We start from the raw sequence: 16,571 nt of genomic DNA on the forward strand, positions 1-16,571 counted from the left end.
CTAAACAGTATGTTGAGCAGTAGAAAAATATGATTGAAAGAAGCGTGAGCAAGTGAAGCGACTCATTCCATTGAAAAAATACAGTCTTTATATTGCTATCGGGATCATGATTGTGATCACCATCAGTTTCTTCTTTTTAGCAGGTAAAGGGGGGAAAAATGCAGAGCCGGGTGTATTGAAGGAAAATATAGAAAGCCCAGTCACATTGGAAGAAAAAGAAGAGGGGGCAGAAAGTGAACCCTCATCCATTGTTGTAGAGGTCAAAGGAGCTGTAAGGAAGCCGGGTGTTTATACGTTTCGATCAGAGGACCGGGTGGAGGAAGCAATTAAAAGAGCAGGGGGCTTTACAAAAAAAGCGGATACGTATGAGATCAATCAAGCGGCCAAATTAGAGGATAGTATGATGATTTATGTCAGGAAGCAGGGAGAAACGGAGAGGCAGACGCAATCAACAGCAGCTGTCGCGTCATCCCGGAATGAAAAGAGTCAAAGTGTCAATGTCAATCAAGCTGATGCAGCAGAATTGCAGACAATTAACGGAATCGGACCAGCCAAAGCAGAAGCCATCATTGCCTATAGAGAGGAACATGGAGATTTTCAACAAATTGAAGATTTGCGGAACATTTCGGGCTTTGGAGAAAAGACAGTTGAACGGCTGAAAAGTCAATTGACCGTGAAGTAGAATTGACGGTATAGAAGAAACGCATGTACACTTAATAACAACATCATTCTGGAGGGATCAACTCGTGGAAAGAATTTCATGGAATCAATATTTTATGGCACAAAGCCATTTGCTTGCCTTGCGAAGCACCTGTGAGCGGCTAGCTGTTGGGGCGACCATCGTAAGAGACAAGCGCATCATTGCAGGAGGATACAATGGCTCCATTGCTGGTGATGTCCATTGTGCAGATGTAGGATGCTATGTCATTGATCATCACTGTGTACGCACCATCCATGCGGAAATGAACGCCATTTTACAATGTGCCAAATTCGGCGCACCGACGGCTGATGCTGAAATATATGTCACGCATTTTCCTTGTTTGCAGTGCTGTAAAGCCATTATTCAAGCGGGCATTCGAACAGTGTATTATGCAAAGGATTATAAAAATCATCCATATGCTATCGATTTATTTGAGCAGGCCGGCGTTCAAACGGAACAGGTCGAGCTAGATGAAATGATCATTGACTTAAAAAATCAAGAAAAATTAGCCTTTGTTGCAGATTTAATCGGCAAGCTGAGTGAATCAGGACTTAGCGAAACAGAAATACGAGACATGCATGAAAAGGCGAATCAATTATTTACTTCCTATGTTTAACTATTTGCCGTTCGGGGCGATTTCAGCAGCAGTCGGAATTGCCCTGGCCGCATTTCATCTTCATATGTATTTCCTTCTCTTTCTTCTCATGATATTACTTCTTAGCCTACTGAAAAAAACACCCCAGCTCTTTCTGATGGTTAGCTTGTGCGGAACTGTCTATACACTCATCTTTATGGTTCATCAGTCTCTTGAGGCGGATCATGTGATAAAAGAAAAACCATTTTCTGGTTCAGTTGTGATTGAAAGTATTCCGAAAATAGATGGCAATCGTTTTTCAGCGACCGTGTCAGCAGAGAAGGATCGGCTGGCGGCTTTTTATACAATTCAAACTGAGCATGAAAAAGTAGCGCTGAAAGATATAGAGCCAGGTATGAGCTGCCATTTGGCAGGTGATGTTCGACTACCTAAACACGCAACCGTTCCTAACGGGTTTCAATACGATCAATTTCTAAAAACAAAAGGAATTGATGCTATTTTCTTACCGCAGTCGATCAAAAACTGTACAAAAAAAGACAGTTCTTCCTATTTCCTTCAAGCGATGAGGCAAAAGGGCTTAAAATTCATAGAAGATCATGTGCCAAAAAACTCTGCTGGAATTGTACAAGCACTCATTTTTGGAGATCGTGAATTGATTGATCCTGAAACGTTAAGAGATTATCAAATGCTCGGCATTATTCATTTACTAGCGATTTCAGGACTGCATGTGCAAACGCTTCTTGCTTGTTTATTTTGGTGTCTGCTTCGTGCCGGCGTGACAAGAGAGACTGCACGTATTCTTTTATTATGCTTTCTACCGATTTATGCTTGTTTAACAGGTGCTGCACCATCTGTTTTAAGAGCTTGTCTCATGGCAGGAATCTATTTAGTGATGACTAGCCTGCCAAAAGAAATGAAACAGCCTTCAGTGGTGGTATTAAGCGCGACGTTTTTGCTCTTATTAGCGATTCATCCCCTTTATTTATTTGATATCGGCTTTCAGCTTTCATTTGTGGTGACGATTTTTATTTTGTTATCGGTTAGGATCTTATCAAAAGCGAAAAGTGCAGTGATGCAATTATTCCTTATTTCCTTTGTTGCGCAGCTTGCCTCGCTTCCTGTTCTTTTATATCATTTTCAGCAATTTTCTTTGCTAAGCGTCCCTTTGAATATGATATTTGTCCCTTTTTATACAACCGTTGTCATGCCTTTCTCTTTACTCTTTTTTCTTTTATCTATGGTTTACCTCCCGCTTGGTCAAACATTATTTCAACTGCTTGATTCAGTGATTCAGCTGAGTCATCAGTTGTCAGCACATATGGCTGTTTATGATGGATTTAACCTCATTTTTATGAAATCTACTTGGTGGCATGTTCTTCTTGAAGTGAGTGCCGTTATTTTTTTGTTATATATGCTGGAGTGCAAAACCTCCGTGAAATCTTATGCTGTAGCGATTCTTTTTCTCGCTTGTGTGCTGAGTGTACACTATGTTACGCCGAATTTTTTTCAAAAAGGTGAGGTCACGATGCTGGATGTAGGGCAGGGGGATAGTTTGTTTATTCAATTGCCCTATCGCAAGGGGCATTTATTAGTAGATACAGGAGGCAGACTATCCTTCGAAGAAGAGCCGTGGAAAAAAAGACGTAAAGTGTCTACAATTGGTGATCAAACGCTCATACCGTTTCTGCATTCTAAAGGAATAGCAAAACTTGATGTCCTCATCCTCACACATGCGGATCAAGACCACATGGGAGAAGCGGTTCGTTTAATCAAGCGGAATAAAGTGAAGCGGCTGGCCGTGCCAAAAGGCTTTGCCCGAAGCCCAGAGGATGCACAGCTATTAAAAGAAGCAGCTGATCAAGGGATACATGTTGATGAATTAGAGAGAGGAGATAAGCTTCAGGTGGGAGGGCAAGAATTTGAGGTTCTTCATCCGGCGCGAGGCCGGGTAACAAGTAAGAATAATGATTCACTTGTGCTTACCTTTACTCTTGGCGGGAAGCGTTTTATCTTCACAGGAGACCTTGAACAAGAAGGTGAGCGAGACATCATAGAAGCGTATCCTCATCTTCGTGCGGATGTATTGAAGGTTGGACATCACGGCAGTAAAGGATCAACAAGTGAGGAATGGCTTCAGCATCTACGGCCGTCGTATGCATTGATTTCATCAGGTGAAGGAAATCGTTATCAGCACCCTCATCAAGAAGTTTTAAAAAAATTAAAGGACCAGCAAACGCTGGTGTACCGTACCGATATCCACGGGAGTGTGAGCTATGAATTTCTCGAAGAGGCTGGAACGTTTTACGCTCATCCTCCATATGATATCTTACAAAATCAATAAAAAAACTGCCAAAACGGCAGTCATCGTACATTCATGAAGTTAAGATCCAACGAGGTGTATAATTGTTGCCAAAATAAACATTGAGGCGAAAAATCCGAATGTGACGATAAAACCAACGGCTGAGTCGGTCACATCATTCCGCTTGCTTTGAACATTTTTTTCAAATTCATTCATTTTCATCCCTCCTGGCTAATTTTAGTATACTTGAACTCTTTTGGAATTGCTATAAGGTAAAGTAACCGTTTTCCTTTTTCATGATCATTTTATGAATATCGTCTGACAGCGAGCTGACCCGGGAGCTTGCGCCAGACGTTTACTATAAATGAGGAGGCGGCACTTTCAGCTTCCTCTTTACTAATGTCTTCGCACACTTTAGGATAGAGGAGGAAGTGAAAGAGAGGGATTCAATTTATGGTCTTTGAGATATGGAACAATTTTAAAAAAGGGGATATCCATCCCGTTTATTGCTTATATGGAAAAGAAACGTATTTACTACAAGAAACAGCTGCTAAACTGAGACAAGCTGTCGTTGACGAGGAAGCAAAGGATTTTAATTACTCCGTCTTCGATATGGAAGAGGTGCCGCTGGAACAGGCTGTGACGGACGCAGAAACCTTTCCGTTTATGGGAGAACGACGTCTCGTTGTGATCAAGAATCCTTATTTTCTTACAGCAGAAAAGAAAAAGGAGAAGATCGAGCATCAGCTTTCCGTATTAGAAGCTTACTTAGAAAAGCCAGCACCCTATACTGTTCTCGTGTTATTAGCGCCATATGAAAAACTGGATGAACGTAAAAAAATCACGAAATTACTGAAAAAGAAAGCGGCTGTCGTTGAGGCGAAAGAGTTAAACCCTAAAGAAACAACTGATTTCACCATCACCTTGGTGAAGACAGAAGGAAAGGCGATCTCGGCTGAAGCGGCAGGGCAGCTTGTCATGCTGTGCGGCGGGAGTCTGTCCTCACTTTTTCAAGAGGTTCGAAAGCTAAGTACATATATTGGAGAGCGAGAGGAAATTGAGCTAGCGGATGTCAATCAGCTTGTTGCGCGCAGCTTAGAGCAGAATATTTTCGAATTGATTAACCAAATTGTAAACAGACGCCGCTCAGAAGCCATGCAAATGTTTTATGACCTTTTAAAGCAAAATGAGGAACCCATTAAAATATTGGCGCTCATTTCAAATCAATTTCGTTTGATTTTGCAGACAAAGTACTTTGCTCAGCAAGGATACGGGCAAAAACAAATTGCGTCAAACCTAAAGGTCCATCCATTCCGCGTTAAACTCGCCATGGACCAGGCAAAACTGTTTTCAGAAGAAGAACTAAAGCAGATCGTCAAAGAGCTCTCAACGATCGATTATGAAATGAAAACGGGTAAAAAAGACAAGCAGCTATTACTAGAATTGTTCCTGCTTCGATTATTAGGCGCTTGAACATAAAAAAACGACCTTCTAAAAAGAGGGTCGTTTTTGTTTAGATGTATAATTGCCAGTCTGTCCTTATGGCTGAGCCGGTCAGGACGGACGTACAGTTAAACAGGTGCCTCATCACTGAGGCGTTGCAAGCATTATGCAGAAAGTCCGTTTACTTGTTTAGCAAGTCTTGATTTGTAACGCGCAGCTGCGTTTTTGTGTACAAGACCAGTTTTAACGGCTTTGTCAATGCGTTTTGCAGCAGAAGAAAGAGCAGCTTTTGCTTGCTCAGCATCGTTGTTAGCTACAGAAACTTCAACTTGTTTAATCGCAGTACGCATCGCAGATTTGATTGTTGCGTTGTGTGCACGGCGCTCGTTATTCGTTTTTGTACGTTTGATCGCTGATTTAATATTTGGCATGTGTTTCACCTCCTAAGATACAACCTAAACACAATTGTCTTAAGGTTAAATCTTCACAATAGAACAAGTTGTATTCTATCAAACACACCTTTAGAATGCAATATAAATGTAAAGTATTTTTCATTGATGAAGCGCTCGAATGTTTCTTTATAGAGATGGAAAGACTACTGTTAATTACTTGGTGGAAGGAGCCTTTTTATGAAGAAACAGAAACTCGATTTAAGCGCTTATCAAATCCGGACAGACTTGGCCGTTGAAACAAAAGAGATACTAGAACAAGAGAACGATCCGAATGTCGTCAAAAAGGACGGCATTCAAGGGATTGTCGAGAAGGAAAAGGAAGAGCACGGCATCCGCATCCGCACTGTGGAGATCACGAAAGAAGGAGAGGAGCTGACAGGAAAAAAGGCAGGTACATACTTGACACTTGAGGCGCAGGGTATTCGGGAGAAGGATTCTGAGATGCAAGAAAAAGTAGTCGAGGTCTTCGCCCGTCATTTTGCCCAGTTTTTAAAGGACCGAGGAATTGAGGCAGATGCGAGCTGTCTTGTAGTGGGACTCGGAAACTGGAATGTCACGCCAGATGCGTTAGGACCACTCACAGTTGAAAACCTGCTTGTGACCCGTCATCTATTTGAATTACAGCCGGAAAATGTACAGGAAGGCTATCGCCCAGTGTCCTCTTTATCACCTGGTGTCATGGGACTGACTGGAATTGAAACAAGTGACATTATACAAGGTGTGATCGAGCGATCCAAACCTGATTTTGTCATCGCCATAGATGCACTTGCTGCTCGTGCAGTGGAACGTGTGAATACAACGATTCAAATGTCTGATACAGGCATCCATCCAGGATCTGGTGTAGGGAATAAGCGCAAGGAGTTAAGCAAAGAAACCTTAGGGATTCCAGTGATTGCAATTGGCGTCCCAACAGTAGTTGATGCAGTGACGATCGCAAGTGACACCATTGATTATGTTTTAAAGCATTTTGGTAGAGAACTGAAAGATGATAGACCGTCTCGTTCTCTTGTGCCAGCTGGTCTGACATTTGGGAAGAAAAAGGTGCTAAACGAAGAAGACTTGCCAGATGAAGAAACGCGTCAATCCTTTTTAGGCATCGTAGGAACGCTTCCTGATGAAGAGAAAAGGCAGCTAATTCATGAAGTACTTGCGCCGCTAGGGCAAAATTTAATGGTGACGCCTAAGGAAGTGGATACATTTATTGACGATATGTCAAACGTTCTCGCCAATGGATTAAACACAGCACTTCATCAAAAAATCTCTCAAGATAACAAAGGTTCTTATAATCATTAATCGGTTCTACTTTCTCTAGCTCGCTCATAGTGTAATTACTAGAAAGCGTGCTGGAGGGAGTAAATCATGAAAAAAAGACCCCGCCGTCCTCGACAGTTGGTCGTTGCGATTAATGGTACCAAAGTAGTGAAAAGTATTTTCTTGTTTATTGCCTCTCTTGTTGTCGTATTCGTGATGTCAGGGGCTTTGACGTCTTTAAAACCTGAGCTTAGACCTCAAGCCACGTTATATGGTGTAGCTGATGAGCTGTCAGGAGCGTTCTTTGCCACACTGATGGGAATGGAAAACCAATATTTCGCCTCAGCGGTTCCCGATGATCAAAAAGGGTTCAATTTCTCTGGACTGTCACTCAAGCTTGCGACAAGTATCAATTTAGAAGATCCACGCAGTTTTCTTGGAAGAGAGCTGCCAGGCTTTGAACATTTTGATACAAAAATCATCTTAGCAGGTGAAGGAACAGACTATACCAACATGCCAATGGAATCACCGCCGCCAAGTGAAGTCATCCAAGATGAGAAAGAAGCGAATTTAGCTGAACTGGACAAGCTCGATGAGGATGAGCCGAAAAAGCCTGCGAAAGAGCCGGACCGATCGACAGGAAAACGAAAAGCTGTGTACATTTATCACACACATAATACGGAATCATATTTACCATTTTTAAAAGGAGAAACGAACCCAAACAATGCACGACATTCAAAAGTAAACGTCACCCTTGTCGGCGACATGTTTGGAAAAGCACTCGATCAACAGGGAATCGGCAACACAGTGGACAAAACGGAAATTGAAAAAAGGCTCCTGCAAAAAGGGTTAAAGTATCCGTCGTCGTATAATGAATCCAGATTGGTCGTGAAAGAAGCCCTTGCTGCAAATGACGACCTCGAATATTTAATCGATATTCACCGTGACTCAAGAAGGAAGAAAGATACCACTGTCGACATCAAAGGAAAGAAATATGCGAGAATTGCGTTTGTTGTCGGAAAGAAGAATCAAAGCTATGAGAAAAATTTACAGCTGGCAACGGAGTTTCATCATTTGATGGAGAAGAAATATAAAGGCCTCAGCGTCGGTGTGTTTGCCAAAGGAGAAATTGGCGATAATGGAATCTATAATCAAGATTTATCTGATAAAGCCCTTCTTTTAGAATTTGGCGGAGTGGATAATAATATGGAAGAATTGAAAAATGCATCCAATGCAGCAGCCGATGTGTTCAGTGAGATCTTCTGGGACGCTGAAAAAGTAAATGGCAAAGCAAAGGATGAGAAAAAACGTTCTTAAGGTGGTGACGGGCATGGGCTCATTTATTGGAAAAACCATTATTTTAGGATTGGTTTTACTGTTTGGTGTCTTTTTAGGAATGCAGCAAGCGAATAATGGGATGTTGCAAATGAAGGGCTACCATGATCCGCAATTAAAGGGGGCTTTCTCTATTCAAATGAATGACGAAGAAGAAAGGGAAGCCTCTATCTTAGGAACGGCTGTTACAGAAAAGGATCTAGCTGAAAAGCAAAAGCAGCTTGAAGAAATAGAGAGCTTTAATGCCTTCTCCAAGGCCGGAAAAGCCTTATCTGATGGCATGACACATGCAGCCCGTTCTCTTTATGATTGGGTGAAGGGCAAATAACGATTCAATGTATTTCAATTCATGAGATATCACCCTTTTGATAAAAGCCGCTGACGGATGAGCGGCTTTTCTTGATTTCGATTGAATCTTTACATCCCTATTGATATAATCTAACCTAGCGCAACCCGCGTTTTATAGTAGGAGTGATAGATTGTGACAGATAATGAAAAACGATTAGAACGGCAATCAAGAATTCGAAATTTCTCCATTATCGCCCATATTGACCATGGAAAATCCACATTGGCGGACCGTATTTTGGAAAAAACTGCGGCGATTACTCAACGAGAAATGAAAGAACAATTGCTTGATTCCATGGACTTAGAGCGTGAACGCGGCATTACGATTAAATTAAACTCTGTCCAGCTGAAATATCAGGCGAAGGATGGAGAAGAATATATTATGCACCTGATCGATACACCAGGGCATGTCGACTTCACCTATGAGGTATCCCGAAGCCTAGCTGCCTGTGAGGGAGCAATTCTTGTTGTCGATGCAGCACAAGGAATTGAAGCCCAGACACTTGCAAATGTCTATTTAGCTCTTGATAACAATTTAGAAATTCTACCGATTATCAATAAAATCGATCTGCCAAGTGCAGAGCCTGAGCGTGTAAGAGAAGAAATTGAAGATGTCATCGGGCTAGATGCGTCTGAAGCAGTTCTGACCTCTGCTAAGGCAGGCATTGGGATCGAGGATATTTTAGAACAAATCGTAGAAAAAGTGCCGGCTCCAGCTGGAGATCCAGAAGCACCACTTCAAGCCCTCATTTTTGACTCTCTTTATGATGCGTATCGAGGCGTTATTGCGTACATACGAATTGTTGAAGGAACAGTAAAGCCAGGTCAGAAAATCAAAATGATGGCGACAGGCAAAGAATTTGAAGTGCTTGAAGTCGGCGTTTTCACACCGAAAGCCATGGCAACAGACGAGCTCACCGTTGGAGATGTTGGTTACTTAACAGCTGCGATTAAAAATGTCGGTGATACACGAGTAGGGGATACGATCACAAGTGCGGAGAACCCTGCAAAAGAAGCACTGCCAGGATACAGAAAGCTGAACCCTATGGTGTACTGCGGACTTTATCCAATTGACACAGCGAAATATAATGACTTACGTGAAGCGTTAGAAAAGCTTGAACTAAATGACTCTTCACTTCAATATGAGGCAGAGACATCCCAAGCACTTGGCTTCGGCTTCCGCTGCGGGTTCCTTGGAATGCTTCATATGGAAATCATCCAAGAACGGATTGAGCGTGAATTTAAAATTGACCTCATTACAACAGCGCCAAGTGTTATTTACGATGTGTATATGACAGACGGTGAAAAAATCGTTGTAGATAACCCGTCCAATCTGCCTGACCCGCAAAAGATTGAGCGAATTGAAGAACCATACGTGAAGGCAACAATGATGGTGCCGAATGATTACGTCGGCTCTGTGATGGAGCTTTGCCAAGGAAAACGCGGTAATTTCATTGATATGCAATATCTTGATGCGAACCGCGTTAGCATTGTGTACGAAATTCCTTTGGCAGAGATCGTATACGAATTCTTTGACCAGCTAAAATCCAATACAAAAGGGTATGCGTCCTTTGATTACGAGCTGATTGGCTATCGTCCATCTACTCTAGTGAAAATGGATATCATGCTAAATGGCGAAAAGATCGATGCCCTTTCCTTTATTGTTCACCGTGATTATGCGTATGAACGAGGAAAGATCATCGTAGAAAAGTTGAAAGAACTCATTCCGCGTCAGCACTTTGAAGTACCAGTTCAGGCGGCCATTGGTCAAAAAATCGTGGCTCGTTCTACCATTAAAGCGATGCGTAAAAACGTACTTGCTAAGTGTTATGGTGGAGACATTTCCCGGAAAAGAAAGCTTCTTGAGAAGCAAAAAGAAGGGAAAAAGCGCATGAAGCAAGTGGGCTCTGTTGAAGTCCCGCAGGAAGCTTTTATGGCTGTACTGAAAATGGACGACAGCACGCCGAAAAAATAACATCCTCAAGGCAACCTGCTTTACAATGTAAGCCTTGACGTTTATAGTCGAAAACAAACAAAGTTGCCGCAGCGATAAACTGCGGCTCTTTACCTGTAAAGAAGGTGTCATCAAATGAAAGCAGCATACATTCACATTCCATTTTGTGAGCACATTTGTCACTATTGTGATTTCAATAAATTTTTCATTAAAACGCAGCCAGTCGATGAATACTTAGCCGCTCTTGAAAAAGAGATGCAGCACACGATCGAGCAAAAAGGCGAGCAGGAACTAAAGACAATCTTTATTGGCGGGGGAACCCCGACATCACTGACCGTTAGCCAGCTAGACCAGCTCATGACCAGCATTCACCGCGTATTAAAACCGACCAAACATCTGATTGAATTTGCCGTTGAAGCGAACCCAGATGAACTATCGCTTGAGAAGCTTCATGTGTTAAAAGAAGCCGGCGTGAATCGGCTGAGCTTTGGCGTCCAAACCTTTGAAGACGATCTACTCAAAAAAATCGGACGAGTTCATCAAAAGAAAGATGTCCTCACGTCTTTCGAGCGAGCAAGAGCGGTTGGGTTTGACAACATTAGTCTAGACCTCATGTTTGGTTTGCCTCATCAAGAAAAACACCATGTCATGAATTCGCTTGAGACGGCTTTTTCATTAGGTGCAGAGCATTATTCTGTCTACTCACTCATTGTGGAGCCGAAAACGGTTTTTTACAACTTAATGCAAAAAGGAAAACTGCATTTACCACCGCAAGAACGAGAGGCTGAAATGTATGAGCTTGTGATGGATGAAATGGAACGCCACGGATTAAAGCAATATGAAATTAGCAATTACGCCAAACCGGGCTTTGAAAGCCAGCACAACCTCACCTATTGGAGCAATGAAGATTACTTCGGTTTTGGTGCAGGAGCACACGGCTATATAGATGGCATCCGAAACGTAAACGCTGGACCAGTGAAGCATTATTTGGAGCTGATTGAACAAACAGGTTTTCCATATAAAGAAACACATCAGGTCACAAAAGCAGAACAGATCGAAGAAGAAATGTTTTTAGGTCTCAGAAAAATCGAAGGTATTCAAAACGCCCATTTCCAAGCGAAATATGGAGTAACGCCAAAGTCGCTCTTTTCCTCTGTTCTTGAAGAATTAGAAGAAAAAGGTCTCATTGTACAAGATGACATTGGGATTCGTTTAACAAGAAAAGGAAAATTGTTAGGGAATGAAGTATTTCAAGCGTTTCTCGGTGAGTTATAATTGACATTTTAATTTGAGTTTGGTAATTTTGTTTATACAATTAGCACTCATTGAAAGAGAGTGCTAACAGGGGTGATGATGATGTTAACAAATCGTCAGCTTTTGATTCTGCAAGTCATTATTAATGACTTTATTCGTTCGGCGCAGCCAGTTGGATCAAGGACTCTTTCCAAAAAAGAAGACATCACATTCAGCTCTGCGACGATTAGAAACGAAATGGCTGATTTGGAGGAACTAGGGTTTATTGAAAAGACTCATTCTTCATCAGGAAGAATTCCTTCCGAAAAAGGATATCGTTATTATGTAGATCATTTGCTCTCTCCACGAAAGCTGTCATCTAAAGAGCTTGTGCTCATCCAGTCAGCTTTTCAGGAGAAAATTTTTGAGCTGGAAAAAACAGTTCAAAAATCGGCGGAAATTTTATCAGATCTCACAAACTATACATCGATTGTGCTTGGACCAAAGCTAAGTGAAAATCGATTAAAACAAATTCAGCTTGTCCCTGTTCAGCCAAACAAAGCAGTGGCGATCATGATTACAGACAGCGGGCATGTTGAAAACAAAACCATTACCTTCTCAGAGCATCTCGATGTCTCCGATATTGAGAAGCTGATGAATATTTTAAACAGCCGCCTAGCCGGAGTCCCGATGGATCAGCTGAAGGACAGAATGTATAAAGAAGTGGTCATGCTACTTCGCACGCATTTAAAAGATTATGATCATATTTTAGATGCGCTGGGCAATACATTCACATCGACTCAAAATGAATCAAAACTTTTCTTTGGCGGGAAGATTAATATGTTGAATCAGCCGGAGTTTCATGACATTGACCGTATTCGTTCACTCATGATGCTGATTGAACAAAAGAATGATGTCATGCAGTTGTTTCATCCAAATCAGCAAGGAATCACGATCAAAATTGGCTCAGAAAACAATTTGGAAGCAATGGAGAATTGCAGCTTAATTACAGCAACGTATTCGATTGATCAAAAATCACTCGGCTCCATTGCCGTCATCGGTCCAACCCGCATGGATTATGGCAGGGTCGTCAGTCTCTTACATCATGTATCAAAAGACTTGTCAAACGCACTTTCCAATTTGTATGATGAGTAGGGTGATGAAAAGCGGGGGCACAGCCCCTTCGTATTCTTGAATCTTTTGAGGGAGGTGAACACAATGTCAGAAGAAAAACAGACACCTGAGCAAGAAGCAGAGGTTGAAGCACAAGAAGAAGCAGTTCAAGCAGATACTGAGGAAGTAAAGCATGATGAACAGTCTGCCTTCCAAGAGAAAATTGATGAATTGCAGCAGCTTCTAGATGAAAAAGAAAACAAAATTCTGCGTGTTCAAGCAGACTTTGAAAACTATAAACGCCGTGCTCGAACTGAAGTGGAGACCGTGCAAAAATATCGTTCTCAACATGTCGTCAGCGATCTTCTCCCAGCTCTTGATAACTTTGAAAGAGCGCTTGGAATTGATCCAGATAATGAGCAGACGAAAAGTTTGTTAGAAGGAATGCAAATGGTTTATCGCCAGCTGGTAGAGGCGCTGAAAAACGAAGGCCTTGAACCAATTGAAGCTGTCGGCAAAGAGTTCGATCCAAACCTTCATCAAGCCGTCATGCAAGTTGAAGATGAAAACTTCGATTCAAATATCGTAGTAGAAGAATTGCAAAAGGGCTATAAACTCAAAGACCGAGTTATTCGTCCATCAATGGTAAAAGTAAATCAATAACTACATAACATAATGGGAGGTCATCGAATATGAGTAAAATCATTGGGATTGACTTAGGAACAACAAACTCATGTGTAGCAGTACTTGAAGGCGGCGAGCCAAAAGTCATTGCCAACGCTGAAGGAGCACGTACAACACCATCTGTTGTCGCTTTTAAAAACGGAGAGCGCCAAGTTGGAGAAGTAGCGAAACGTCAATCAATTACAAACCCGAACACAATCATGTCTGTCAAAAGACATATGGGAACAGATTATAAAGTAGAGGTTGAAGGCAAGAACTATACACCGCAGGAAATCTCTGCAATCATTCTACAACACCTTAAATCTTACGCTGAAGCCTATCTTGGCGAAGAAGTAACTAAAGCTGTCATCACAGTTCCTGCTTACTTCAACGATGCAGAACGCCAAGCAACAAAAGATGCAGGTAAAATTGCTGGTCTTGAAGTAGAACGTATCATCAACGAACCTACAGCAGCTGCACTTGCTTATGGTTTAGATAAAACAGAAGAAGATCAAACAATTCTTGTATACGACCTTGGCGGCGGTACATTTGACGTGTCCATCCTTGAGCTTGGAGACGGCGTCTTTGAAGTACGCTCAACTGCTGGGGACAACCGTCTAGGTGGAGACGATTTTGACCAAGTCATCATTGATCATCTAGTGGCAGAATTCAAAAAAGAAAATGGCATTGACCTTTCAAAAGATAAAATGGCACTTCAGCGTTTAAAAGATGCTGCTGAAAAAGCGAAAAAAGATCTTTCTGGTGTATCATCTACACAAATTTCACTGCCATTTATCACTGCTGGGGAAGCAGGACCTCTTCACCTTGAATTAACATTAACGCGTGCTAAATTCGAAGAGCTTTCTTCTGAGCTTGTTGAGCGTACAATGACACCTGTACGTCAAGCACTGAAAGATGCTGGTTTATCTGCTAGTGAGATTGATAAAGTCATCCTTGTTGGTGGATCAACTCGTATTCCTGCAGTGCAAGAAGCGATCAAAAAGGAAACAGGCAAAGACCCTCATAAAGGCGTAAACCCTGATGAAGTGGTTGCACTTGGTGCGGCGATCCAAGGTGGCGTCATCACAGGAGATGTGAAAGACGTTGTTCTTCTTGACGTGACACCACTTTCTTTAGGAATTGAAACAATGGGCGGCGTATTCACGAAGCTGATTGAACGTAATACAACGATTCCAACAAGTAAATCTCAAGTATTCTCAACGGCTGCTGACAACCAAACAGCTGTAGACATCCACGTCTTGCAAGGTGAGCGTCCAATGGCAGCGGATAACAAAACATTAGGCCGCTTCCAATTAACTGATATCCCGCCAGCACCACGCGGCGTACCGCAAATCGAAGTATCTTTTGATATCGATAAAAACGGTATTGTGAACGTACGTGCGAAAGATATGGGTACTGGAAAAGAACAAAACATTACAATCAAATCTTCTTCAGGTCTTTCTGATGAAGAGATCGAAAAAATGGTCAAAGAAGCAGAAGAAAATGCTGAAGCAGATGCAAAGAAAAAAGAAGAAATCGAAGTGCGCAATGAAGCAGATCAATTAGTGTTTACAACTGAAAAAACATTAAAAGATCTAGAAGGCAAAATCGATGAAGAGCAAGTGAAAAAAGCAAATGAGGCGAAAGATGCACTAAAAGCTGCGATCGAAAAAGGCGAGCTTGAGGACATCAAAGCGAAAAAAGATGAGCTGCAAACAATCGTTCAAGAATTAACGACAAAGCTCTATGAAGAAGCTGCAAAGCAAGCACAAGCTCAGCAAGAAGGCGCTGAAGGTGCTCAAAAAGCAGATGACAATGTAGTGGATGCAGAATACGAAGAAGTAAACGACGATCAAGAGAAAAAATAATCACCTTTACTTTTGAAAAAGACTGCTGAAACGTACTCGTCAGAAAGTCAAAGTCAGGATCTCTTGGCTTTGACTTTTTTTCTTTTCAACGATGAAAGGAATTGAAAAAGGTCAAATCAAAATGATACAATCGTATTTATGTGAGAAAATCGGGAGTGTGAAGAGATGAGTAAGCGTGATTACTATGAAGTGCTTGGCGTGAGTAAGAGCGCCTCAAAGGACGAAATTAAAAAGGCATACCGCAAGCTTTCAAAAAAGTATCACCCTGATATTAATAAAGAAGCTGGCTCAGATGAGAAATTCAAAGAAGTAAAAGAAGCCTATGAAACCCTTTCTGACGATCAAAAACGTGCGCATTATGATCAGTTCGGTCATACCGATCCAAATCAAGGCTTTGGCGGTGGCGGTTTTGGTGGAGGGGGAGACTTTGGCGGCTTCGGTGGCTTTGATGACATCTTCTCTAGTATTTTTGGCGGCGGGGCCAGAAGAAGAGATCCAAATGCACCACGTCAAGGAGCAGACCTTCAATATACAATGACGCTTTCGTTTGAAGAAGCCGCATTTGGGAAAGAAACAACGATTGAAATTCCTCGCGAGGAATCATGTGAAACATGTCATGGATCAGGTGCAAAGCCTGGAACGCAGGCAAAGACATGCTCACATTGCGGTGGTTCTGGCCAATTAAATGTTGAGCAGTCAACCCCGTTTGGTAAAGTCGTTAACCGCAGAGTATGTAACTACTGTAGCGGAACAGGAAAACAAATTGATCACAAATGTTCAACATGCGGCGGATCTGGTAAAGTGCGTAAGCGTAAGAAAATCAACGTGACGATCCCAGCGGGGGTTGACGATGGTCAGCAGCTGAGAGTATCTGGTCAAGGTGAACCAGGTGTTAATGGAGGTCCTCCAGGCGATCTATTCGTTGTGTTCCATGTGCGTGCGCATGAATTCTTCGAACGTGACGGAGACGACATTTATTGTGAAATGCCACTAACCTTCGCGCAGGCTGCATTAGGTGACGAAATTGAAGTGCCGACATTACACGGAAAAGTAAAATTAAAAGTTCCTGCTGGTACTCAAACTGGAACAAAGTTTAGACTCAAAGGAAAAGGTGTGAAGAATGTACGCGGCTATGGTCAAGGCGATCAGCACATCGTTGTACGTGTGGTCACACCGACAAATTTAACGGACAATCAAAAAGATATCATTAGAAAATTTGCTGAAGTGAGCGGAAATAAACCGGACGAACAAGAAATGAGCTTCTTCGATAAGGTAAAACGCGCATTTAAAGGCGAGTAAGACGGATAAGGAGTTGGTAGT

General features: G+C 42.1%; 15 protein-coding genes. 13 read left to right on the forward strand and 2 right to left on the reverse strand.

Annotated elements, in window-relative coordinates:
• Positions 1–52 precede the first annotated feature (52 nt).
• The 3 genes from IEE86_RS12585 (at position 53) to IEE86_RS12595 (ending at position 3,636) form a co-directional block, all read left to right on the forward strand.
• Entirely contained in the window at positions 53–682 is a 630-nt protein-coding gene (locus IEE86_RS12585) for a helix-hairpin-helix domain-containing protein (protein ID WP_191097521.1), read from the forward strand.
• A 64-nt stretch (positions 683–746) separates the two neighbouring features.
• Positions 747–1,316 carry a ComE operon protein 2 gene (locus IEE86_RS12590; RefSeq protein ID WP_024423045.1) on the forward strand — a complete coding sequence of 190 codons (570 nt, stop codon included), beginning with the start codon at positions 747–749 and terminating at the stop codon, positions 1,314–1,316.
• Positions 1,309–3,636 (forward strand): DNA internalization-related competence protein ComEC/Rec2, encoded by a 2,328-nt coding sequence (locus IEE86_RS12595; protein ID WP_191097577.1) that lies wholly within the window; start codon positions 1,309–1,311, stop codon positions 3,634–3,636. The genes IEE86_RS12590 and IEE86_RS12595 overlap by 8 nt, the downstream gene beginning before the upstream one ends.
• 39 nt (positions 3,637–3,675) lie before the next feature.
• On the opposite strand, the gene IEE86_RS12600 is transcribed toward IEE86_RS12595, so the two are convergent.
• Positions 3,676–3,810, reverse strand: coding sequence for a YqzM family protein (locus tag IEE86_RS12600; protein ID WP_012010638.1), 135 nt, complete (start codon positions 3,808–3,810; stop codon positions 3,676–3,678).
• Between the two features lie 237 nt (positions 3,811–4,047).
• Between IEE86_RS12600 and holA the strand changes: the two genes are divergently transcribed.
• Positions 4,048–5,067 carry a DNA polymerase III subunit delta gene (gene holA / locus IEE86_RS12605; RefSeq protein ID WP_191097522.1) on the forward strand — a complete coding sequence of 340 codons (1,020 nt, stop codon included), beginning with the start codon at positions 4,048–4,050 and terminating at the stop codon, positions 5,065–5,067.
• Between the two features lie 134 nt (positions 5,068–5,201).
• Here holA and rpsT read toward each other — a convergent pair whose 3' ends face one another.
• Positions 5,202–5,468, reverse strand: a complete 267-nt coding sequence (gene rpsT, locus IEE86_RS12610) for a 30S ribosomal protein S20 (RefSeq protein WP_008342485.1) — start codon at positions 5,466–5,468, stop codon at positions 5,202–5,204.
• 198 nt (positions 5,469–5,666) lie between these two features.
• Between rpsT and gpr the strand changes: the two genes are divergently transcribed.
• The 9 genes from gpr to dnaJ all read left to right on the forward strand — a co-directional run bounded on the left by gpr (position 5,667) and on the right by dnaJ (position 16,550).
• Positions 5,667–6,782, forward strand: coding sequence for a GPR endopeptidase (gene gpr / locus IEE86_RS12615; protein WP_191097523.1), 1,116 nt, complete (start codon positions 5,667–5,669; stop codon positions 6,780–6,782).
• Positions 6,783–6,848: 66 nt separating this feature from the next.
• Positions 6,849–8,057 (forward strand): stage II sporulation protein P, encoded by a 1,209-nt coding sequence (locus IEE86_RS12620; protein ID WP_191097524.1) that lies wholly within the window; start codon positions 6,849–6,851, stop codon positions 8,055–8,057.
• 13 nt (positions 8,058–8,070) lie between these two features.
• Positions 8,071–8,403 (forward strand): YqxA family protein, encoded by a 333-nt coding sequence (locus IEE86_RS12625; RefSeq protein ID WP_191097525.1) that lies wholly within the window; start codon positions 8,071–8,073, stop codon positions 8,401–8,403.
• A gap of 153 nt (positions 8,404–8,556) precedes the next feature.
• Positions 8,557–10,395 carry a translation elongation factor 4 gene (lepA, locus tag IEE86_RS12630; RefSeq protein WP_191097526.1) on the forward strand — a complete coding sequence of 613 codons (1,839 nt, stop codon included), beginning with the start codon at positions 8,557–8,559 and terminating at the stop codon, positions 10,393–10,395.
• A 114-nt stretch (positions 10,396–10,509) separates the two neighbouring features.
• Complete coding sequence (hemW, locus tag IEE86_RS12635; RefSeq protein ID WP_191097527.1) at positions 10,510–11,649, forward strand: radical SAM family heme chaperone HemW; 1,140 nt, start codon at positions 10,510–10,512, stop codon at positions 11,647–11,649.
• Between the two features lie 81 nt (positions 11,650–11,730).
• Positions 11,731–12,762: a heat-inducible transcriptional repressor HrcA gene (gene hrcA / locus IEE86_RS12640; protein WP_003217350.1), complete on the forward strand. Its 1,032-nt coding sequence runs from the start codon at positions 11,731–11,733 to the stop codon at positions 12,760–12,762.
• A gap of 63 nt (positions 12,763–12,825) precedes the next feature.
• On the forward strand, positions 12,826–13,383 hold the full coding sequence (grpE, locus tag IEE86_RS12645; RefSeq protein WP_191097528.1) for a nucleotide exchange factor GrpE: 558 nt from the start codon (positions 12,826–12,828) through the stop codon (positions 13,381–13,383).
• A 29-nt stretch (positions 13,384–13,412) separates the two neighbouring features.
• Positions 13,413–15,251 carry a molecular chaperone DnaK gene (dnaK, locus tag IEE86_RS12650; RefSeq protein WP_191097529.1) on the forward strand — a complete coding sequence of 613 codons (1,839 nt, stop codon included), beginning with the start codon at positions 13,413–13,415 and terminating at the stop codon, positions 15,249–15,251.
• Positions 15,252–15,416: 165 nt separating this feature from the next.
• Positions 15,417–16,550 carry a molecular chaperone DnaJ gene (gene dnaJ, locus IEE86_RS12655; protein WP_191097530.1) on the forward strand — a complete coding sequence of 378 codons (1,134 nt, stop codon included), beginning with the start codon at positions 15,417–15,419 and terminating at the stop codon, positions 16,548–16,550.
• The last annotated feature ends 21 nt before the right edge of the window (positions 16,551–16,571 follow it).

Source organism: Bacillus crepusculi, assembly GCF_014764715.1.
GTDB lineage: Bacteria > Bacillota > Bacilli > Bacillales > Bacillaceae > Bacillus.